Annotated in this window: 22 protein-coding genes; 12 read left to right on the top strand and 10 right to left on the bottom strand. The window is 75.0% G+C overall.

Annotated elements, in window-relative coordinates; genetic code table 11:
- Nucleotides 1-107 precede the first annotated feature (107 nt).
- Complete coding sequence (locus tag AB0B41_RS14440) at nt 108-1,232, top strand: DUF2332 family protein (RefSeq protein WP_358202922.1); 1,125 nt, start codon at nt 108-110, stop codon at nt 1,230-1,232.
- A gap of 65 nt (nt 1,233-1,297) precedes the next feature.
- Nucleotides 1,298-2,584 carry an MFS transporter gene (locus AB0B41_RS14445; RefSeq protein ID WP_358202925.1) on the top strand — a complete coding sequence of 429 codons (1,287 nt, stop codon included), beginning with the start codon at nt 1,298-1,300 and terminating at the stop codon, nt 2,582-2,584.
- Here AB0B41_RS14445 and AB0B41_RS14450 read toward each other — a convergent pair.
- Nucleotides 2,484-3,470, bottom strand: coding sequence for an AraC family transcriptional regulator (locus tag AB0B41_RS14450; protein ID WP_358202927.1), 987 nt, complete (start codon nt 3,468-3,470; stop codon nt 2,484-2,486). The genes AB0B41_RS14445 and AB0B41_RS14450 overlap by 101 nt on opposite strands.
- A gap of 136 nt (nt 3,471-3,606) precedes the next feature.
- Here AB0B41_RS14450 and AB0B41_RS14455 point away from each other — a divergent pair, with 136 nt between their 5' ends.
- The 3 genes from AB0B41_RS14455 (at nt 3,607) to AB0B41_RS14465 (ending at nt 5,273) form a co-directional block, all read left to right on the top strand.
- Nucleotides 3,607-4,458, top strand: coding sequence for an NAD(P)H-binding protein (locus AB0B41_RS14455; protein WP_358202928.1), 852 nt, complete (start codon nt 3,607-3,609; stop codon nt 4,456-4,458).
- Nucleotides 4,455-4,892 carry an anthrone oxygenase family protein gene (locus AB0B41_RS14460; RefSeq protein ID WP_358202930.1) on the top strand — a complete coding sequence of 146 codons (438 nt, stop codon included), beginning with the start codon at nt 4,455-4,457 and terminating at the stop codon, nt 4,890-4,892. Before AB0B41_RS14455 ends, AB0B41_RS14460 begins: the two co-directional genes overlap by 4 nt.
- 105 nt (nt 4,893-4,997) lie before the next feature.
- Entirely contained in the window at nt 4,998-5,273 is a 276-nt protein-coding gene (locus AB0B41_RS14465) for a hypothetical protein (RefSeq protein WP_358202932.1), read from the top strand.
- Between the two features lie 7 nt (nt 5,274-5,280).
- Here AB0B41_RS14465 and AB0B41_RS14470 read toward each other — a convergent pair whose 3' ends face one another.
- The 5 genes from AB0B41_RS14470 to AB0B41_RS14490 form a co-directional block, all read right to left on the bottom strand.
- Complete coding sequence (locus AB0B41_RS14470) at nt 5,281-5,481, bottom strand: aquaporin (protein ID WP_358202934.1); 201 nt, start codon at nt 5,479-5,481, stop codon at nt 5,281-5,283.
- Complete coding sequence (locus tag AB0B41_RS14475) at nt 5,438-6,043, bottom strand: aquaporin (protein WP_358202936.1); 606 nt, start codon at nt 6,041-6,043, stop codon at nt 5,438-5,440. The genes AB0B41_RS14470 and AB0B41_RS14475 overlap by 44 nt, the downstream gene beginning before the upstream one ends.
- Nucleotides 6,044-6,119: 76 nt before the next feature.
- Nucleotides 6,120-7,115, bottom strand: coding sequence for a Gfo/Idh/MocA family oxidoreductase (locus AB0B41_RS14480; RefSeq protein WP_358202938.1), 996 nt, complete (start codon nt 7,113-7,115; stop codon nt 6,120-6,122).
- Complete coding sequence (locus AB0B41_RS14485; protein ID WP_358202940.1) at nt 7,112-8,587, bottom strand: peptide MFS transporter; 1,476 nt, start codon at nt 8,585-8,587, stop codon at nt 7,112-7,114. Before AB0B41_RS14485 ends, AB0B41_RS14480 begins: the two co-directional genes overlap by 4 nt.
- Before the next feature lie 47 nt (nt 8,588-8,634).
- On the bottom strand, nt 8,635-9,096 hold the full coding sequence (locus AB0B41_RS14490) for a MarR family transcriptional regulator (RefSeq protein WP_358202942.1): 462 nt from the start codon (nt 9,094-9,096) through the stop codon (nt 8,635-8,637).
- A gap of 75 nt (nt 9,097-9,171) precedes the next feature.
- Here AB0B41_RS14490 and AB0B41_RS14495 point away from each other — a divergent pair, with 75 nt between their 5' ends.
- A complete protein-coding gene (locus AB0B41_RS14495) occupies nt 9,172-9,861 on the top strand; it encodes a DUF4386 domain-containing protein (protein ID WP_358202945.1) in 690 nt (229 codons plus the stop codon).
- Entirely contained in the window at nt 9,858-10,676 is an 819-nt protein-coding gene (locus AB0B41_RS14500) for an LLM class flavin-dependent oxidoreductase (protein ID WP_358202946.1), read from the top strand. The genes AB0B41_RS14495 and AB0B41_RS14500 overlap by 4 nt, the downstream gene beginning before the upstream one ends.
- Here the strand turns inward: AB0B41_RS14500 and thpR are convergent.
- Nucleotides 10,663-11,199, bottom strand: coding sequence for an RNA 2',3'-cyclic phosphodiesterase (gene thpR, locus AB0B41_RS14505; protein WP_358202948.1), 537 nt, complete (start codon nt 11,197-11,199; stop codon nt 10,663-10,665). The genes AB0B41_RS14500 and thpR overlap by 14 nt on opposite strands.
- 109 nt (nt 11,200-11,308) lie before the next feature.
- On the opposite strand from thpR, the gene AB0B41_RS14510 reads away from it, so the two are divergent.
- Complete coding sequence (locus AB0B41_RS14510) at nt 11,309-12,124, top strand: MOSC N-terminal beta barrel domain-containing protein (RefSeq protein ID WP_358202950.1); 816 nt, start codon at nt 11,309-11,311, stop codon at nt 12,122-12,124.
- Nucleotides 12,125-12,204: 80 nt separating this feature from the next.
- Complete coding sequence (locus AB0B41_RS14515; protein WP_358202952.1) at nt 12,205-13,872, top strand: sulfatase; 1,668 nt, start codon at nt 12,205-12,207, stop codon at nt 13,870-13,872.
- On the opposite strand, the gene AB0B41_RS14520 is transcribed toward AB0B41_RS14515, so the two are convergent.
- Nucleotides 13,865-14,668: a class I SAM-dependent methyltransferase gene (locus AB0B41_RS14520; RefSeq protein ID WP_358202954.1), complete on the bottom strand. Its 804-nt coding sequence runs from the start codon at nt 14,666-14,668 to the stop codon at nt 13,865-13,867. The two genes, AB0B41_RS14515 and AB0B41_RS14520, sit on opposite strands and share 8 nt — an antisense overlap.
- A gap of 56 nt (nt 14,669-14,724) precedes the next feature.
- Between AB0B41_RS14520 and AB0B41_RS14525 the strand changes: the two genes are divergently transcribed.
- Entirely contained in the window at nt 14,725-15,462 is a 738-nt protein-coding gene (locus tag AB0B41_RS14525) for a CDP-alcohol phosphatidyltransferase family protein (RefSeq protein ID WP_358202956.1), read from the top strand.
- Nucleotides 15,463-15,647: 185 nt separating this feature from the next.
- On the opposite strand, the gene AB0B41_RS14530 is transcribed toward AB0B41_RS14525, so the two are convergent.
- Entirely contained in the window at nt 15,648-16,658 is a 1,011-nt protein-coding gene (locus tag AB0B41_RS14530; protein ID WP_358202959.1) for a phosphotransferase family protein, read from the bottom strand.
- Nucleotides 16,659-16,765: 107 nt separating this feature from the next.
- Here AB0B41_RS14530 and AB0B41_RS14535 point away from each other — a divergent pair, with 107 nt between their 5' ends.
- Nucleotides 16,766-17,341, top strand: coding sequence for a TetR/AcrR family transcriptional regulator (locus AB0B41_RS14535; RefSeq protein ID WP_358202961.1), 576 nt, complete (start codon nt 16,766-16,768; stop codon nt 17,339-17,341).
- A 53-nt stretch (nt 17,342-17,394) separates the two neighbouring features.
- Complete coding sequence (locus AB0B41_RS14540; RefSeq protein ID WP_358202963.1) at nt 17,395-18,099, top strand: type 1 glutamine amidotransferase; 705 nt, start codon at nt 17,395-17,397, stop codon at nt 18,097-18,099.
- A 262-nt stretch (nt 18,100-18,361) separates the two neighbouring features.
- Here AB0B41_RS14540 and AB0B41_RS14545 read toward each other — a convergent pair whose 3' ends face one another.
- Nucleotides 18,362-19,447, bottom strand: coding sequence for an SDR family oxidoreductase (locus tag AB0B41_RS14545; RefSeq protein ID WP_358202965.1), 1,086 nt, complete (start codon nt 19,445-19,447; stop codon nt 18,362-18,364).
- Nucleotides 19,448-19,609: the final 162 nt, after the last annotated feature.

Here is a 19,609-nt window from a genome sequence, read left to right on the forward strand (position 1 = left end):
GTCCAGTGTGCTGGATCACACCCGGACCCCCTGTCTCAGATCGAGACTGCTCACGATCCGGCGCCGTTCCTGCTAACGAGGCGGGCGACGGACGCGAGCCCGGACGTGTGATCGATCGGACCGCGCAGGTCGTCTCCCAGGCCAGGGCGGTCGCCGACGCCTGGTCCACGCCCGGTGCCCCCGCGAGCTGGTGGCTCACGGCCGCCCTGCTCCGCGGCATCGCCGACGACGAGGTGCTGCTCGGGATCGCGGCCGACCTGCCGCCCGACCGCCAGCCCGCCCTGCTGCTGTCCGCCGCGGTCCGGAAGCTCGCCGTCGAGCGCGGCGGTGACCTCGCCCGCTACTTCCCACTGCCCGGTGGACCGCAGCCCGCGCAGGACGCCGGCTTCACCCCCGCGCTCGCCGCCTTCGCCCGCGCCGAGCGGGAGGAGCTCGCGCGGCTGTGCGCGGGGCACCGCTACCAGATGACCGAGGTCGCGCGGTGCCTCGACGTGCTCCCGGCGCTGGCCGTGATCGCCGCCGACGACCCACGGCCGCTCGCCCTGGTCGACCTCGGCACGGGCGCCGGGCTGGGCCTGCGTCCCGACCGCTACGCCTACCGCTACCGGTTGCCGGACGGCCGCGAGCTGCGCTGCGGTGAGGGCCCGTTGGAGCTGTCCTGCGAGGTCCGCGGGGCGACGCCGCCGGTCCCGCCGCAGCCGCCGGCGATCGTCGCCCGGGTGGGCGTGGACGTCGAGCCGCACGACCTCGCCGACGCCGCCACGCGGACCTGGCTGGCCGCCTGCGTGCCGCCCGAGGCCGGCGCGGTGTCCCGGTTCGCCGCCGCGACCGACCTCGCGCTGGCGGACCCGGAGCCGATCGTGCGCGGGGACGTCGTCGACACGCTGGTCGACGTCGTCGCCGGGCTGCCGTCGGACGCGCTGGTGTGCCTCGTGGACACGTACGTGCACGTCTTCCTCGGTCCGGAACGGCTGGCCGCGTTCGACGACGCGCTCGCCCGGGCCGGCCGGGACCTCGAGTGGATCTCGGTCGACCCGCTGGTCCCGCTGGGACCGGACGCACGCGGCACCGTCCAGGGTCTCGATGTGCCGGACCACTGGATCGCGGAGAACCGCGAGGGCGGGGTGTTCGGGGTGATCGGCCGGGTCTCGCTACGCGACGGCGGACGGCGCGGCACGGTCCTCGGCCGCGCCCACCCGAGCGCGGCCTGGCTGGAGTGGCTCCCGGGCTGACGTCCGACCGCCGTCCGGCCGGAACGGGCTCCCGGCCCGCCCCCCGATCGGGTTACGGTGCCCGCGTGCGGGGACGTGGGCGTCACGCGGTGCCGGGCTGGGCCGCCCTGTGGGTCGTGGTCTTCGCCGTGGCCTACGGCACGAACGTCCCGACCCCGCTGCTGCTGCACTACCGCGCGACGCTCGGGTTCTCGCCGACCGCACTGACCACGGCGTTCGGGGTGTACGCCGCCGGGCTCGTGCCGGCCCTGCTGCTCGCCGGGCCGTGGTCGGACGCGGTCGGCCGGCGCCGGGTCGTCGTCCCGTTCGTGGCGCTCGCGCTGGTCACCACGCTGGCCTTCCTCGCCGTGCCCGCGGCGCCGTGGGTGCTGTTCGCGGGGCGGTTCCTGCAGGGCGCGGTGTCCGGGGTCGTGTTCAGCGTGGGTACGGCCTGGCTCGGGGAGCTGATGGCGGCGACCGGCGACGGCGGCGCCCGGGCCGCCCGGCTGACCGCGGTCGCGCTCGGCGGCGGCTGGGCGCTCGGGCCGCTGGTGTCCGGGCTGCTCGGGCAGTGGGCGCGCGGGCCCGCGGTGCTGCCCTACCTCGTGCACGTCGCCCTGATGCTGCCCGCGCTCGCACTGCTGCCGCGGGTGCCGGAGACGCTGCCGCCCGAACAGCGGCGGAGCGGCGGACCGCTGGTGAACCTCGGGGTCCCACCGGGCTCCGGGCGGGCGTTCGGGCTGGTGGTCGTGCCGATCGCGATCGGGGTCTTCGCCTTCGCCGCGACCGCGGTCAACGTGCTGCCGCTGGAGCTGGAGCCGGTCATGCCCGGGATCGGCGTGGCCGTCACCGGGCTGGTGGCGGGGCTGACGATGGGGACCGGCGTGGTCGTCCAGCCGCTGGTCCGCCGCCTCGGGGCGACGTGGGCCGGCGCGATCGCCCTGGCGCTCGGCGCGGCCGGCATCGCCCTCGGGCTGCTCGCCGACCTCACCGGGGCCTGGCCGCTGGTCGTGCCCGTGTCCGTCCTGCTCGGCCTGGCCTACGGGATCTGCCTCGCGACGGGTCTCACGCTCGTCGCCGGGCTGGCCGACCCCGCCGCCCGCGGCGCCCTCACCGGCACCTTCTACGCGTGCTCCTACCTGGGCTTCTTCGTGCCCGTGCTGCTCGCGGTCGTGGGCGGCGGGCGCAGCTTCGTCCCCGGTCTCGCCGGGCTCGCGGCGGTGTCCGCGCTGGCCGCGGCCTGGCTGGCGACCCCGGCCGCGCGGGCGCTCGTCACCCCGCGACCCACCCGGCCGTCTCCCATTCCGCCGGATCGTCCCGCGCCGCGAGGGCCCGCCGCGCCGCACCCGGCGGCTCCCCCACCACCCGGGTGAAGGCCCGGCTGAACGCCGCCTCCGACCGGTAGCCGAGGTCCGCCGCGATCCGGGCCACCGTGTCCCCGCCCGCGAGCCGGTCCAGCGCGACGTGCATCCGCCACCGCGTCACGTACGCCATCGCGGGCTCGCCCACCAGCGCGGTGAAGCGCGCCGCGAACGCCGAGCGGGACATCGCGACCTCGGCGGCCAGCGCGGCGACCGACCAAGCCCGCGCCGGGTTCCGGTGCACCAGCGCGAGCGCCCGGCCGATCTGCGGGTCCGCGAGCGCGCCGAGCCAGCCGGTGCGGGCGGCCGCGTCAGTCTCCATCCAGGTCCGGATGGCCTGGATGACCAGCACGTCGGCGAGCCGTGTGATCACGGCCTCACCGCCGGGGCGCAGCTCCTCCACCTCCAGGGCGATGAGCCGCAGGGTGTCGCGCAGCCGGTCGGTCAGCGGCGAGACCGGCACGTGGATCAGGTCCGGCAGCAGCCCGACGAGCGTGCGCGCGGCGGGATGGTCGAAGCGGACCGCGCCGCACACCATCGTCGCGACCGCCCCGCCGCCACCGTGCCGGAGCACCGCGTAGCGCGAGTCCGGCATGTCGTGCGGGATCGCGAGGATCGAGGGCGTCGACGCCTGCGGGTCGCTGCGCAGCACGTGCCCCTCGCCGCGCGGGACCAGGACGAGGTCGCCCTCGCGGAGCTCCCGCACGCCGTCGCCCACCTCGAGCAGGCACCTGCCGGCCGTCACGACGTGGAACCACAGGCAGCCCGGCATCGCGGGCAGCGTGAAGCCCCAGGGCGCGGACAGCTCCGAGCGGCAGTAGAAGGTCCCGCTCATCCGCAGCACGTGCAGGGCCTCCCCGACGGCGTCGCCGGGTGTCCAGGGCGGGTGCAGCGTCATGGCACCACTGTCGCGAGGGTGGGCCCGCGAGTCCAGCACACATGGACGATCGAGCAAGAAACCCGGATCTTCGACCGTTCTCCATCCTCGACGCGAACCCCAGGCTGGACGCACACCACCGAGGAAGGGACACGACATGATCACCGTTCTGGGCGCCACGGGGAACACCGGCGGACGGGTCGCCGCGCGGCTCACGGAGGCCGGCGAGCGGGTCCGGGCGGTCTCCCGCTCCGGCCGCGCCGTGCCCGGGGCCGAGCCGTGGCAGGGCGACGCCGGCGACCGCGACTTCCTGACCCGGGCCTTCACCGGCGCGGACGCGGCGTACGTCCTGCTGCCGTTCGACCTGTTCACGCCGGGCTACCACGCCGTGCAGGACCGGCTCGGCGAGGCGGTCACCGCAGCGCTGCGCGCGGCCCGGGTGCCGTACGTCGTGGCGTTGAGCTCGCTGGGCGCCGAGGTCCCCGCGGGCACCGGTTACCTCACCGCGCTGCACCGCCAGGAGCAGCGGCTGCGCACCCTCGACGCCGACGTGCTGTTCCTGCGAACCGGGCTGTTCTTCGAGTCGTTCCTCCACGGCCTCGACGCCATGCGCGCCGAGGGCGTCCACGCCGACACGATCGACCCCGCCACCCGGCTGCCGATGATCGCGACCCGGGACGTCGGCGACGCGGCCGCCGACGCCCTGCTCACCCGCAGCCGCACCGGCGTGCGCGAACTGCTCGGCCCGGCCGATCTCACCGTGCCCGAGGCCCTCGCGGACCTCGCCCCGCGCGTCGGGCTGCCGGAGCTCGACTACGTCCGGGTGCCCGAGGAGGCCATGGTCGCCGCGCTGGAGCAGGTCGGGATGCCGCCGGACGTCGCCGCCCTGCACGTCGAGATGAACTCCGCGTTCGACTCCGGGCTCGTCCGGTCGTCCGGGCGGACCGCCGACGCGACCACGCCCACGACCGTCGCGGCGTGGGCCGACGGGCTGGGGGTGACGGCATGATCCTCTCCGTTCTCGTCATCCTGACGACGATCGGGACCGCCCTGCTGGGCGGGCTGTTCCTGGCCTTCTCCGTCGCGGTGATGCCCGGCCTGCACCGCCGGCCGGCCGCGGAGGCGGCGGGCGCGATGCAGGCGATCAACCGGGCGATCGTGAACCCGGTGTTCGGCCTGCTGTTCGCCGGGACCGGACTGCTCGCCGTCGCCACCGCGGTCCTCGCGGCGCTCGCCGGTTCCCGGCTCGTCGTCGCCGGCGCGGTGCTCGCGGTGCTGGGCGTGCACGCGATCACGTTCGCCGTGAACATCCCGCTGAACACCGCGCTCGACCGGGCGACGGCCGACGACGAGGCCTGGGAGCGTTTCGAGCGGCCGTGGAACCGCGCGCACGCCGTGCGGACACTGCTCACGGTGGCGGCGGCCGTACTGCTCGTGGTGTGACCGAGCGGGGGATGGCCCGGGGCGGGCGGACGGGGCAGAGTGGGTCACCGGTCCGCTTCCCCCGGGCCACGTCCTTGTTGTTCGGCACGACCCTCGGGGGAACCGGTGCATCCGTACGAGCGCCGCCGTCACGCCGCCCTGCGCGCGGACCAGGAGATCATCGGCAGGGCCGCGGCCTGGCTGCGGCACGACGCCGTCCAGGCCGGCTACGCGGGCCTCACGCACCCGGAGTACGCCTTCGGCCTCGCCTCACTGCTCGACGAGATCGCCCTGCGGGCCGCCGAGGACGAGCACCTCCGCACCCACGCGGTCCGGATCTGCCGGACCATGCTCGGCGACCGGATGGACATGCCCGCCACCCGCCGGACCCGCCGCCGATGACCCGATCTCAGGCGGGCTTGTCGCCCTTGGCCAGGAAGCGGTGGTACAGCAGCGCCGCCAGGACACCGCCGACGATCGGGCCGAGCACGTAGGCCCACAGCGCGGAGAAGTCGCCCGCGACGAGGGCGGGCCCCAGGTCCGGGCCGGGTTGACCGAGCCGCCGGTCACCGGGCCCGCGATGAAGAGATTGCGACGGCGAGGGCGGCACCCACCGCGACCGGCGCGAGGCGCGAGTGCACGCGGTCGTCCGTGGCGACCGAGACCACCGCGAACACCAGCACGAAGGTCACGAGCAGCTCGACGAGGAAGGTCGTTCCACCCCCGACGCCGGCGGCCGGTGCCGTGGCGGCCAGGGCGGCCTCGTCGCGCCCGGGGTTGCCGAAGGTCAGCCAGGTCGCGAGGGAGCCGAGGACCGCGCCGACGATCTGCGCGACCACGTAGGCCGGCACGAGCCGCCAGGGGAAGGCACCCGTCGCCGCCAGCCCGATCGTCACGGCCGGGTTGACGTGCGCGCCGGACACGTGGCCGATCGACGCCACGACCCCGAGCAGGGCCAGCCCGAAGGCGAGCGGGGTGGCCAGCGAGTTGTACACCGGTCCGGCGACGGGCCGGTCGAGGGTGGCGGCGACGGCGACCGCCGTCCCGCCGTAGACCAGGACGAAGGTGCCGATCAGCTCGGCCACGGTCGCGGCGGCCGTGTTCGTCCCGATACTCGACCCGTACAGCTGCCCGCCGACCGCCGTGTCACCGGAGCGGAGATGGGCACTCACGCGGAGTTGTCCACAGGTTCATCCACACCTGTGGATCGAACTGGTGTTCGAGCCCCTACCTTCTGCTCGAGGTCGGCTACTGCTCGAGCTCAGCGGGGCCCTCGGCCACGGCCATGCCGAGCTGGTCGGCGACCTGGCCCATGATGTCCTGCACCGCCACGGTGTCGGCCAGCGGCATCACGGCGCTCTCGGCCAGCCCGGCCTTGACCCCCTCGGTGACCTCGGCGATCTCGTGCGAGTAGCCGGCACCGGTGGCGGGGAGGTGGAGCTCCTCCGGCTCGTGGCCGTTGCGGTGCACGAGCAGGCGGGACGGGTGGTGGAAGCGCGGCGGCACCTCGATCCAGCCGCCCGTGCCCACCACCCGCGCCATCCCCGGCGACTGGCAGCGCAGCGAGGCGAAGAGGGTCGCGCTGCGGCCCTCGGGGTAGCCGAGCAGGATCGCCTCCTCGACGTCGACGCCCTCCTCGACCATGTAGCCGTGCACGGTGACCTTCTCCGGGTTGCCGAGCACCATCTGGGCGAACGAGATCGGGTAGACGGACAGGTCGAACAGGGCGCCGCCGCCGAGCGCGGGGTTGTAGAAGCGGTCGTCGGGGCTGCTGGGCTGCTGGGCGCCGAGGTCGGCCTGCACGGCCATGACGTCGCCGATCGCGCCCTCGGCGATGAGCTCCCGCATCCGCACGATCGCGGGCTGGAAGCGCGTCCACATCGCCTCCATCACGAACAGGCCCCGCTCGGCCGCGAGCGCCGCGATCTCCCGGGTCGCCTCGGGCGACACGGTGAAGGCCTTCTCGACCAGCAGCGCCTTGCCGGCCCGGAGCCCGGCGAGGGCCACCGCGCGATGCAGCGGGTGCGGGGTGGCGATGTAGAGGACGTCGACGTCGGGGTCCTCGACGATCCCGCGGTAGGTGTCGTGCACGGTGCCCGCGCCGACCTCGGCCGCGAACGCCGCCGCCCGCTCCTTCGACCGCGACGCGACCGCCACGACCTCGGCGTCGGGCACGTGGGCGAAGTCCGCGGCCACCTTCCGCGCGATGCGCCCCGGCCCGACGATTCCCCAGCGGACGGTCACCTGACCCCCTCCATGAGCCGCTTGAGCAGCGGCGTCGACAGCACGACGAGCACGCCGATCGCGATCGCGACCGCCCCGAGCACCCCGAAGTACGCCCGCTCGGAGTCCTCGCTGTAGAAGCCTGCCAGGGCCCCCGAGAGCGCGCTGCCGAGCGCCACGGACAGGAAGAACAGCCCGACCATCTGCGCCCGGAAGGCCTCCGGCGCGAGCTTCGTCGACACCGACAGCCCGACCGGCGAGATCATCAGCTCGGCGATCGTGAACACGAACAGGATGCCGATCAGCCCCAGCAGCGGCGCGCTGTTCGGGCCGCCGCCGGCCATCGGCAGGAACAGCAGGAACGCCACGCCCATGATCGCCGCGCCGAGCCCGAACTTCACCGGCGTGGGAGGCTGCCGCGACCCGAGCTTCGTCCACAGGGCGGCGAACACCCCCGACAGCACGATGATGAAGATCGGGTTGATCGACTGGACCCAGGCGACCGGGAACTCCCAGCCGAACAGGTTCCGGTCGAGGCGCTGGTCGGAGTAGATCGTCACCACCGTGAACTGCTGCTGGTAGAGCGACCAGAAGGCCGCGCTGGCGATCCACAGCGGGATGAACGCGAGCACCCGGTGCCGCTCGACGGGGGTCACCCGCCGGCTGCCGAGCATCAGGGCGAAGTAGCCGACGGCCGCCGCGGACGTCACGACGATCACCGCGAGGTCGAGCCGGTCGGCGCTGAGCACGCCGGTCAGGGCCAGCACCAGGATCACCACGACCCCGACGCCCGCGACCACGATCGCGCGGAGGCGCTCCCGGTCGCCCAGCGGCGACGGGACCTCGTGCGCCTTGCCCGGCAGGTTCTTGCGCCGGATCGCGTACTGGATCAGCCCGGCGGCCATGCCGACCGCGGCGAGGCCGAAGCCCAGGTGGAAGCCCGCCGTGGACTGCAGCAGCCCCGTGAGCAGCGGCCCGACCAGTGCGCCGAGGTTGATGCCCAGGTAGAACAGCGAGAACCCGGCGTCGCGCCGCTCGTCGTCCGGGGCGTAGAGGGTGCCGACGAGGGCCGTCGCGTTGCCCTTCACCCCGCCGCTGCCGAGGGCGACCAGCACCAGGCCGACGCCGACGCCGGCCAGCCCCGGGATCACCGCGAGCGCGATGTGCCCGGCCATGACGACGATCGCGGCGTAGAAGAGGGTCCGTTCCGCGCCCAGCACCCGGTCGGCGAGCCAGGTGCCGACGATCGTGGACAGGTAGACCAGGCCGCCGTAGGCCCCGACGATGCCGGCGGCGGTGGCCTCCGGGATCCCCAGCCCGCCCTGCTCGGCCGAGTAGTACAGGTAGATCAGCAGGATGCCCTGCATCCCGTAGAAGGAGAACCTCTCCCACATCTCCACCCCGAAGAGGGCGGAGAGCATGGACGGCTGCCCGAAGAAGCCGCGATCGGCGCGCTCCTGGGCCGACGCGGCCGCGGGCCGGGTGTCGCTCATGCCCGACACCCTGTCACCGCCCGTCGCCGGCGGCATCGCCCGGAGGTCTACAACCGCCGGTATCCCGGGTGGACACCCGGCGTGAGCCCGTGGGCGTCGGCCAGCCTGGCCAGCAGGTCGCGGAGCCGGGCCCGGTCGGCCTCGTCGAGCGGGCCGCAGATCGCGTCGTCGTGCGCCCGGCCGACCTCGGCGATCCGCCGCAGCAGGGCCTCCCCGTCCTGCGTGAGGTGCAGGGCGTGCAGGCGTCGGTCGTCGGGATTGCGGCGGCGCTCCACCAGGCCGCGCTCGTCCAGCCCGTCGACCAGCGCGACGAGCCGGCTGGGCGGCGTGCCGAGCAGCCGCGCGAGGGCCTGCTGCGACTGCCCCGGCTCGGCCGCGATCGCGCGCAGCAGGCCCGTCTGCGGCGGGGTCAGGTCGAGCTCCGCGATCCGTTCGGCGAAGCGGCCCGCGGCATAGGCGCCCAGCTGCGCCAGCAGGAAGGCGGAACCGGGGCCGCTGGGGTCGATCACGGGAGAACCGTATCCCTTGACAAACCGTGTACACAAGTGAACGATTCTTTCCCGTAACGGATCACAGGGGGAACGATGACCATGACCGCCACCCGGCCCGCCCGCACCCGCCCCGACCGTCAGGGCGGGCCTCCACTCCTCGTGCCCGCGCTCGCCTTCGCCGGGCTCACCGTCGCGGGGGCCGTGCTCGGCTCGTCGGGCCCGCGGCCCGGGACCGGCGCGGAGGCGACGCTCGCCTGGACCGCCGCGCACGGCACGCTGCTGTCGGTCGGGGCCGCCCTGCTGCTCGGTTCGGCGTTCCCGCTGGTCGTGTACGCCGCCACGGCCGTGCGGCGGCTGCAGCGGCTCGGCGTCTCCGCGCCCGGCCCGCTCATGGGCTTCGCCGGCGCCGTGCTGGCCGCGGGCTCGCTCGGCGTCAGCGCGTTGGTCGGGTGGGTCGCCGCGCAGACCGCCGGCCTGGGGGACGCCGCGCTGGCCCGTGCCCTGGTCTGGCTCTGGTTCGCGACGGGCGGGATCGGCTTCGCGGCGCCGCTCGGCCTGCTGCTGCTCGGCCTGGCGGTGCCGGCCCTGATCCGCCGGCTGGTGCCGCGCTGGCTCGCGTGGACCGCGCTGGCGATCGGGGGCCTCGCCGTGCTCAGCACGTTCGCGCTGATCACGGAGCTGCTCTACCCGCTCATCCCGGTCGGGCGGTTCGGGGGCGTCCTCGTGCTCGTGGCGTTCGCCGTGGCCCTCCCGGCGACCCGGAACCCGGAGGCGGCCCGATGAGCCGGCCGTTCCGCTTCGGGGTCGTCGCGGCGCCGCAGGGACCGGGCGAGGCCTGGACCGCCCGCGCCCGCCGCGTCGCCGACCTCGGTTACTCGACCCTGCTCACCCCGGACAACCTGCACCTGCACGCTCCGCTGCCCGCGCTCGCGACGGCCGCCGCGGCGGCCCCCGGCCTGCGGGTCTGCCCGTTCGTGCTGGCGGGGCCGCTGCGCACCGCCCGCGCCACCGCGTGGGAGGCGCACACGATGACCGCGCTGACCGGCGGCCGGTTCGACCTCGGCATCGGCACCGGTCGGCCCGCGGCCCGCGCCGAGGCCGAGGCGCTCGGCATGCCCTGGGGCACCGCGACCGAGCGGCTGGCCCAGGTCCGGGCGGCGATCGCGGCGCTGCGCGAGCTCGACGGCGAGATCCGCACCCCGGTGCTGATGGCCGCGTCCGGACCGAGGGCCCTCGGCCTCGCCGCGGAGGTGGCGGACATCGTCACCCTGGCCGCGCAGCCCACGACCCCGCGGCCCGAGGTCAAGCGGATGGCCGGGGACCTGCGCGCCCGCGCCGGCGGTCGCGACCTCGAGATCGGCATGAACGTCTTCGTGGTGGGCGACGAGATCCCGGACTGGGCGGTCCGGTGGGCGGGCCCGGGGGCGGCGGAGGCGCTGCGCGACCCGGACACGCTCGCGGTGCTGCGCGGCACGCCGGACGAGATGGCCGCCGAGCTCGACCGCCGTCGCGCCGAGCTGGGCGTGAGCTACCTGGCCGTGAGCGAGCCGTTCGCGGAGGCGCTCGCGCCGGTGGTGGAGCGGCTCACGGGGAGCTGAGCGGCCAGGTCGCCAGGTCGTCGTAGGCCGGGCCAGGCCGGCTGCGGACCAGGTGCAGCGCCTCGGCCCGCCACGGCCGCCCGGCGAACCCGGCCAGCGCCCGGACGGCCTGCCCGAGCCCGCTCACGCCGCCCCGCCCGCGGGCCAGCGTGTGGTGGGCCCGGAAGGGCCGGTCCTCCAGCGCGACGCCGGCGGCGCGGACGGCCGCGGCCACCCCGGCCGCGAGGGTGGCGAGCCCGTCCGTGTCGCCCGCGAGCCCGGTCCACAGCACCCGCTCGCCGAACCGGCCGGCGCCGGACAACGCCAGCTCGACGGGCGCGCCACCGGCGGCGACCGCGGCCAGGCCCGCCTGCACCCCGTCGAGCGTCTCCTCGTCGACCTCGCCGAGGAAGGCCAGCGTCAGGTGCCACTGCTCGGGGCTCGTCCACCGGACCCCGCGTAGGTCCCGGCGCACGGGGGCCACGGCGGCCGCCAGCTCCGCGACCGCCTCCGGCGGCGGCACCACGGCCACGAACACACGCACGGACCCGATCCTGCCCCTCGGCGGGAGCGATCCGGGCGCTGCCGTTCGCACGAACGGCCCTGTCGTGCGGTGTCCTGGTGCCGGGTCGCGGGTGATTAGGCTCGGTCGGGTGACGCTCGTCGTGAGCCGGCTGGCCCGGTATCCCGTGAAGTCCTGCCGGGGCGCCGAGGTCGCGCAGGCCCGGGTCGAACCGTGGGGGCTCGCCGGCGACCGGCGCTGGATGGTCACCGAGCCCGACGGCACGTTCGTCACCGCCCGGGCGTTGCCCCGGCTCGTGCTGGTCCACCCCGAGCCCGACGGGGAGGGCCTCACCGTGCGGGGCCCGGGCGTCGCCCCGCTGCCCGTGCCGGTGCCCGACGGCGGCCCGCTGGTCGACGTCGTGGTGTGGCGGGACCGGGTCAAGGCCACGTTCGCCGGTGAGGAGGCGGCCGCGTGGCTCACCGAGGTCCTCGGCCGGCCGCTGCAGCTCGTGCACCTCGACGACCCGAGCCGCCGGCCCGTCGACCCGGACTTCGGCGCCGCCGGCGACACCGTCTCCTTCGCCGACGGGTTCCCGCTGCTGCTCACCACGGACGGCTCGCTGGCGGCCCTGAACGAGCTGATCGCCGCGGGGCCGAACCCCGGCGAGGGCCCGGTGTCCATGGTCCGGTTCCGGCCCAACGTCGTCGTCGCCGGGTCGGAGGCGTGGGCCGAGGACGGCTGGACCGCGCTCCGGATCGGCGAGGCCCGGTTCCGCGCGGTCAAGCCCTGCGGCCGCTGCGTGGTCACCACGATCGACCCCGACACGGCCGAGAAGGGCCGCGAGCCGCTGGCGACGCTCGCCCGGCACCGGCGGACCGGCGGAAAGGTCGTGTTCGGCACGAACCTCGTGCCGGAGACCCCGGGCGTCACGGTCCGGGTGGGTGACGAGGTCGAGATCCTCTGAACCGCGGCGCCCCGCGGGCCGTGTCCTCAGGTGCCGGCGCCCGCTCGGGGTGCCGCGCGCCGTGCCGAGGAGTACCACCCATGACCGTGACGAGCCCACCCGAGACCGCGCCGCCGCCCGCGTCCGACGACCGCCCGCGCCGGGTCCGTCGGATCGGGTCGGTACTGCTGACGGTGCTCGCGGCGGTCTTCGTCCTGGTCGCGCTCACCACACCCGCGGAGGTCGCGCAGCTCGAGCCCCTCGCCTTCCTGCGGCTCCCGGTCGAGGGCCTCGCCGGCGCCGCCCTGCTGCTCGTGCTGCGCGGCCGGGCCCGCCGGGCCGTCGCGCTCGTCCTCGGCGCGCTGCTCGGTGTGCTGCTCCTGCTGCGGATCACCGACCTGGGCTTCCGCTCCGTGCTGGTCCGGCCCTTCGACCCCGTGCTCGACGGCGTGCTGCTCGGCAACGCCGTCGACTTCCTGAACGAGTCGTTCGGCCGGGCCGGTGGGATCGCGGCGCTGGTCGGGGCCGGGCTGTTGGTCGTCGCGGTGCCGGTGCTCATGGCCTTGGCGGTGCGGCGGCTCGCCGGGCTCCTGGGCGAGCGCCGGCGGCTGAGCGCGCGGGTGGTCACGGTCCTCACCGCGGCGTGGGTGGTGTGCGCGGTGCTCGGCGCCCAGCTCCTGCCGCCGGTCCCGTTCGCCTCCCGCAGCGCCGCCTCCCTCGCGTGGGCCACGGCGAAGCAGGTGCCGGTCAGCCTCGCCGACGAGCGGGAGTTCGCCCGGCAGGCCGCGGTCGACGCCTTCCGCGACACCCCGCCCGACCAGCTGCTCACCGCGCTGAAGGGCAAGGACGTGGTGGTCGCCTACGTCGAGAGCTACGGCCGCAGCGCCGTGGAGGACCCGCAGTACGCGCAGGGCGTCGGGCAGACCCTCGCGCAGGGCGACCGGGACCTCGCCGCCGCGGGCTTCGAGTCCCGCAGCGGCTGGCTGACCTCACCGATCGCGGGCGGCGGCAGCTGGCTCGCCCACGCGACCTTCCTGTCCGGGCTGTGGATCGACAACCAGCAGCGCTACCGCAGCCTCACCTCCAGCGACCGGCTCACGCTGACCAAGGCCTTCCAGCAGGGGGACTGGCGCACGGCCGACGTGATGCCCGGGACCGCCGAGGCCTGGCCCGAGGGCGGCTTCTACGGCGTCGACCGGCACTACGACGTCCACGCCCTCGGCTACCGCGGGCTGAACTACAGCTGGTCCCCGATGCCGGACCAGTTCGCGTTGTCGAAGTTCCAGCAGCTCGAGTACGGGGTGCCCGGCCGCGGGCCGCTGATGAGCGAGGTCACGCTGACCTCCAGCCACGTGCCGTGGACCCCCGTGCCGACCATGCGGGACTGGAACTCCCTGGGCGACGGCAGCGTGTACGACGACGAGGTCCGCGCGGCGGACCCGCCGGACGTCGTCTGGAGCGACCCCGCGCGGGTGCGCGACAGCTACCGGCGGACGATCCAGTACTCGCTCGACGCGCTGGTGTCCTGGGTGAAGAACTACGGGAACGACAACCTCGTGTTGATCGTGCTCGGCGACCACCAGGCCGCACCGATCATCACCGGCGGCAGCCCGAACCACGACGTCCCGATCTCGGTGGTCACCAAGGACAAGACCGTGCTCGACAAGGTCGCCGGGTGGCAGTGGCAGCCCGGGTTGACGCCGGCGCCCGACGCGCCCGTGTGGCGGATGGACGCCTTCCGCGACCGGTTCCTCGACACGTTCAGGTAGCGGGCAGCGCCAGGACGTCGACGTGCCCGACCTCGGCGCGGAGCTCGCCCGCCGCGAGGGCAGCGAGCCGTCGGCGCAGGTAGGGGCCCACGTCGGGCGCGAGTGCGGGCTGCTGCTCGCATGCGGCCGCGATCCAGCCGCGTAGCCACTCCTCGGTCAGCTCCGGGTGTGCCGGGCCGAGCCGCCAGGGGCTCGGCCGGGTGGTCACCGTGGCGCCGAGGGCGCGGAAGGCCTCGGCCGCCACCGCGCCCGCGTCGGGCCCGAGCAGCCGGCGGCCGTCGACGGCCCGGCGCTGGTGGGCGTCGAACGCGGCGGCGAGCGCAGTGTCCAGCGGCTCGGCCGGGGTCAGCCGGGCGCCGCCCGTCACGGACAGGGTGAACAGCGCCGCGGCGCCGGCCTCGATGCACGCCCGGGCGAGCCGGTGCACCTCGTCGGCGGTGAGCACGTCGAGCAGGGCCGAGCAGGTCACCAGCGAGGTACCGGCGAGATCGGTGAGCTCGGCCAGCTCCCCCTGGACCGGCTCGCCGGGGACGCTCTCCGCCGCGATCGCCAGCAGCCGCGGGTCGCGGTCGTGCAGGTACCAGCGCTGCGGGCGGGGCAGCCGCGGGGCGAGCCAGCGGCCCATCGACCCGCTGCCGCACCCGAGGTCGCGGACCACGAGCGGTGGCTCCAGCGCGGACAGTGGCTCGACGAGATCGAGGGCCCGGGCCTCGGCGTCGGCCGGCTCCCGCAAGGCCAGCCAGTCCGGGGCGCACACCGGCGATCCCGGGGTACTCCACCTCGCGTCCCACTCCATCCGCGCCTCCGTCGAACTCCGTTGAACCGTCGCCGCCACCCGTCCGTGTAGGGAGTGTGTACCTGCAGAGCCCCCTGACGACGTCCCCCGGCACGGCCCTGCCGCTCGACCGGCAGCAGGCCGCCGCGGCCGTCCTCCAGCTCGTGCTGCTCGGCGCGCTCACGACCGCGGCCGGCCTGGGCCCTGCCGGGTGGCTGGCCGGCGTCGGCTACGCGGCCGGGCTGCACGCGCTGCTCGCCGGGGCGGCCCGCCGCGCCCGGACGGAGGCCCTGGGCCCCGCGGACCTGGTCACGCTCGGCCGCGCGGTGCTGATCGGCGGGGTGACGGCGCTCATCGTCGACGGGCTCGTGTCGGGGCAGCCCGCGCTGGTCCCGCTCGTGGCGCTGGCCTCGGTCGCGCTGGCGCTCGACTTCGTCGACGGGCGGGTGGCCCGGCGCACCGGGACCGTGAGCGAGCTGGGCGCTCGGTTCGACATGGAGACCGACGCCTTCCTGGTGCTCGTGCTGAGCGTGCAGGTCGCCGCCGTGACCGGGCCGTGGGTGCTGGTCATCGGCGGGCTGCGGTACGCGTTCGTCGCCGCGGGCTGGATGCTGCCGTGGCTCACCGGCAGCCTCCCGGCCCGGTTCTCCGCGAAGGCCGTGGCCGCGGTCCAGGGGATCGTGCTCGTGGTGGCCGCGGCGGGGATCCTGCCGGTGGCGGCGGCCGTCGTGCTCGTGGCCGCCGCCCTCACCGCGCTGCTCTGGTCCTTCGGCCGCGACACCCTGCTGCTGTACCGGCGCCGGGTGGCGCTCTAGTTCCCCGGCTCCGGTTCCTAAGCCGCGTCTCTCAACCTGGCGTCGCCGGGCCCGGTGATCCACGTTGTTCCCGACAAGGCAGCCGGGTCGCCCTCATACCGGGCGTATTCGGGTGGCCGGCCCGGCAACGCCGGCGGGGACGGCGTGGGCGCCGGGAGCGGTGGTGGCGGGTTGGGAGACACGGCCTAGTTCCCCAGCGCCCGGACCCCGGCGGCGGCGAGGGGCTCGACCGCACCCCCGACCGTCTCGAAGCCCTCGCCGACGGTCTTCCCGGCCACGAACCGCGCGTGGATGCCCTCGGCGATCACCGCGGCCTTGAAGTAGCCGAGGGCCAGGTAGAAGGGCCAGTCGGCGATGGTGCGGCCCGACGTCTCGGCGTACCGGGCCACCAGGTCGTCGGCCGGGGGCATGCGGGTCGAGGTGGCGGCCGCGCCGCCCGCGAGCACCGGGTCGAACACCGGGTCGGAGTAGGCGATGTGCAGGGCGAGGTCCGACAGCGGGTCGCCGAGCGTGGACATCTCCCAGTCGACGAGCGCGCGCACCTCGGTGACGTCGGACGGCCCGAGGATCGCGTTGTCGATGCGGAAGTCGCCGTGCACGATCGACGCGGCGGACTCCTCCGGCGTGATCGCCGCGAGCCGCTCGTGCAGGGTCTCGACGTCGGGCAGCGGACGGGTCTGCACGCGCGTCCACTGGTCGTACCAGCGCCGGACCTGCCGGCCGAGGTAGCCCTGCGCCTTCCCGAACTTCTCCAGCCCCACCGACGCGGGGTCGACGGCGTGCAGGGCGGCCAGGGCGTCGATCAGCGCGAAGGCGCAGTCGTGCACCTCGCCGTCCGTGAGGGCGTCGAGCTCGTCCCGGGTCCGGATCACCCGCCCGTCCACGAACTCGACGACCGCGAACGGCGCCCCGATCACCGAGTCGTCCTCGCACTGCACGATCGGCTTCGCGACCGGCACGCCGTGCCCGTACAGCGCCGCGACGACCGTGTACTCGCGCTTCATGTCGTGCGCCGACGGCGTGAGCCCACCCAGCGGCGGCCGGCGCAGCACCCAGGTCTGCGTGCCGTCGGTCAGCCGGTACGTGAGGTTGGAGCGGCCACCGTGCAGCAGCTCGGCGGACAGCGGGCCGGTGCCCGGGACGTGCTCCTCGACGTACGCCTGGAGCTTCGGCAGGTCGAGTCCCTGCACGGCCACGGTGCCTCCTCGGATCGATCGGCTAACGACTGCTAGCCATCGGACCATACGACGACGGGTACTGTCACGGTCGCGGCTATCACTCGTTAGCCGCGAGGGGGTGGGCATTGGGTACCGGGGCCACGGGTACCGCGATCCGCGCGGCCGCGCTCGAGCTGTTCGCCGCCCGCGGCTACGAGGGCACCACGATGGCAGAGATCGGCGCGGCCGTGGGCATCCGCGGGCCGAGCCTCTACAAGCACGTCGCGTCGAAGCAGGACCTGCTGGTCGAGCTGATGACGACCACCATGGACGGCCTGCTGGAGCTGCAGCGCGTGGCACTCGCGGGCACCGCGGACCCGGTCGAGCGGCTGCGCCGGGCCGTCGACGCGCACGTCCGCTTCCACGCCCGGCACCGGCGCGAGGCCTTCGTCGGCGCGAGCGAGATGCGCAGCCTCGTCGAGCCGCACCGCGGGACGGTGCTCGGCAAGCGGGCCGAGTACGAGCGCTCCTTCCGGCGGCTGGTGGAGGAGGGGGTCGCGGCCGGGCGCTTCCGCGTCCCCTCGGTCCGCCTGGCCTCCTACGCGATCCTCGACCTCGGTATGGGCCTCGCCACCTGGTACCGCGAGGAGGGCGAGCTCAGCGAGAACGAGGTCGTGTGGCAGCAGACCGAGTTCGCCCTCCGGTTGGTGGGGGCGGGGTAGGGCGGGAGGCGGCGGGGTGGACGGGAGGCGCTCCGAACCGGTAGCCACGGGGCATGCCCCGCGCACTCGTCGTCGTCCACGAGACCGATCCCCTCCGGCAGCGCCGGCTCCCGGGGACCGTCCTGCCGGCCCTCGCCGAGCAGGGCGTCGACGTCGAGATCGCGACCTTCCTGGGCGACGGCCGCGTTCCGGACCCCGCCGACCGCGACCTCGTCGTGGTCATGGGCTCCGCGCACGCCGCGTACGACGACTCCCTGCCGTGGCTCGCGCCCGAGCTGGACTTCCTGCGCCGCGCCGTCGAGGTCGGCACGCCCGTGCTCGGCATCTGTTTCGGCGGACAGGCGCTGGCCCGGGCGCTGGGCGGGACCGTCGGCCGCGCGCCCGAGCCGGAGCGCGGGCTGGTCGACCTGGACACCCTCCGGCCGGACGTGCTCCCGGCCGGGCGGTGGATGGAGTTCCACTACGACGCCTTCACCCTGCCGCCCGGGGCGGAGGAGCTGTCCCGCAACGCCGTCGCCCTGCAGGCGTTCGCCCTCGGACCGCACCTCGGCCTGCAGTTCCACCCCGAGATCACCCCGGACGTGTTCGCCACCTGGTCCGAGTCCTGGGCGCCCGACGTCGCCGCGGCCGTCGCCGCGGAGGTGGACCTCGACGCGGTGCGCGCCGAGCTCATCTCGCGCGCCGACGAGCTGGCCGACGCCTGCCGCGCCCTCGTCGTCGGCTTCCTCGCCCGGGCGGACCTCGCCGCCGCCGCGTGAGGCCGATCGCGCGGCGGCGGCCGAGGCACCCGTCGGTGGTGCCCGATCCCGGCCAGCCTGCGCCTACCGGCCGGGCGCGGGGGCGGGTCCCCGTGTTCCTAGGCCGTGTCTCTCAACCTGGCGCCGCCGGGCCCGGTGATCCACGTTGTTCCCGGCAAGGCCGCCGGGCCGCCCTCATACCGGGCGTAATCGGGTGGCCCGGCAACGCCGGCGGGGACGGCGTGGGCGCCGGGAGCGGTGGTGGCGGGTCGGGAGACACGGCCTAGGCGGGCGGGAGCACTCGACGCTCTTGCAACACCTTCAACCAGTGGACGAAGGTCTCCTCGGTGTCGCGGACCTCCGTGAACCCGGCCTGCTTGATCTTGACCGTGCTGACGAACGCCGGCGGCGGAGGCTCGGCGGCGCCGTAGGCCATGCAGAAGTCGGCGTAGTGGTGCGACTCGCCGAGGAGCTGCTCGATGGTGAGCCTGCGCAGGCCGTGCTTCTCGACGATCCGGTCCCAGACGTCGGCCTTCTCCGGGAGCAACTTCCCCAGTGACAAGGGCTCGTCGGGGCCGACCTGGACGCCGAGGACCTCGGCCATCGCCGGCCACAGATCACGCCATTCGAACACCTCGCCGTTGGTCAGGTTGAAGTGCTGCCCGTCCGCGGCGGGCGCCTCGGCCGCCCAGTGGATCGCGTTGGCGACGAGCCGTGTGTCCACGGCCTCCCAGACGTAGGAGACGCCACCCGGGAAGCCGAACGGGCGACCCTCCTCCTTGCAGATGGCGGCGTAGGCCCCGATCACGGGCGGAAGGTTCATCACCACGCCGGTGTTCGGCCCGACGATCAGCTGCGGGCGCATGATCGTGAAGCGGAACCCCTTCGCGGCGGACTTCTCCTTGATGTAGTCCTCCTGCAGCCAGTAGAAGTTGGCGTGGTCGTCCCGGGGGTACCGCTCCCGTGCCGGGATCCGCATCGGGTGCAGGTGGATGCCGTAGGCCTTGGTGCCCTGCAGCAGGGTGACGTGCTCGAGCCGGGCGTTCTCGGCGAGCGGCTCGACGAGGTTGCGCAGCATCGCCAGGTTGGTGTCCATCTGGTCCTGCTCGGTCCAGCCGGCGATCAGCCCCGGCTTCTCGAACACGGCCGTGTAGACGACATGCGTGACGTCGGCGAGATCGGCGACGCCTGCCCGCGTGGCCTCGGCGTCCTGCAGGTCGAGGGGGAGGTGGCGGAAGGGCTTGTCGCCGAAGATCTCCGGCTCGCGGCGGGACACCGCGATCACGTTCCAGCCGTCGTCGAGGAACCTGTCGACACAAGCGGCCCCGACGAGGCCGCTGGCGCCGGCGATGAGGACTGTCTTGGGCATCGAGCACTCCTTCGTGCGTATGCGGAACAGGGACGGTCGTCCCGGCGGGCACACCGGCCAGGACTCCGCACCAGGACTCCGCACCGAGGTGCGCGGTGCCCGGGCGGCGGGCCGGGTTGGGGGACCCCGGCGCCGAGCCGCGTCGGTCGCATGCTCGGCGCC

It is taken from the genome of Pseudonocardia sp. NPDC049154 (assembly GCF_040648315.1).
Lineage (GTDB): Bacteria > Actinomycetota > Actinomycetes > Mycobacteriales > Pseudonocardiaceae > Pseudonocardia.

Coding starts and splice junctions, on each gene's coding strand:
- AB0B41_RS14450 (WP_358202927.1), bottom strand. CDS start 3,470: ATGACGCTGCACCCGCCCTGGACACCCGGCGACGCCGTCGGGGAGGCC.
- AB0B41_RS14455 (WP_358202928.1), top strand. CDS start 3,607: ATGATCACCGTTCTGGGCGCCACGGGGAACACCGGCGGACGGGTCGCC.
- AB0B41_RS14460 (WP_358202930.1), top strand. CDS start 4,455: ATGATCCTCTCCGTTCTCGTCATCCTGACGACGATCGGGACCGCCCTG.
- AB0B41_RS14485 (WP_358202940.1), bottom strand. CDS start 8,587: ATGAGCGACACCCGGCCCGCGGCCGCGTCGGCCCAGGAGCGCGCCGAT.
- AB0B41_RS14495 (WP_358202945.1), top strand. CDS start 9,172: ATGACCATGACCGCCACCCGGCCCGCCCGCACCCGCCCCGACCGTCAG.
- AB0B41_RS14500 (WP_358202946.1), top strand. CDS start 9,858: ATGAGCCGGCCGTTCCGCTTCGGGGTCGTCGCGGCGCCGCAGGGACCG.
- AB0B41_RS14515 (WP_358202952.1), top strand. CDS start 12,205: ATGACCGTGACGAGCCCACCCGAGACCGCGCCGCCGCCCGCGTCCGAC.
- AB0B41_RS14520 (WP_358202954.1), bottom strand. CDS start 14,668: ATGGAGTGGGACGCGAGGTGGAGTACCCCGGGATCGCCGGTGTGCGCC.
- AB0B41_RS14540 (WP_358202963.1), top strand. CDS start 17,395: ATGCCCCGCGCACTCGTCGTCGTCCACGAGACCGATCCCCTCCGGCAG.
- AB0B41_RS14545 (WP_358202965.1), bottom strand. CDS start 19,447: ATGCCCAAGACAGTCCTCATCGCCGGCGCCAGCGGCCTCGTCGGGGCC.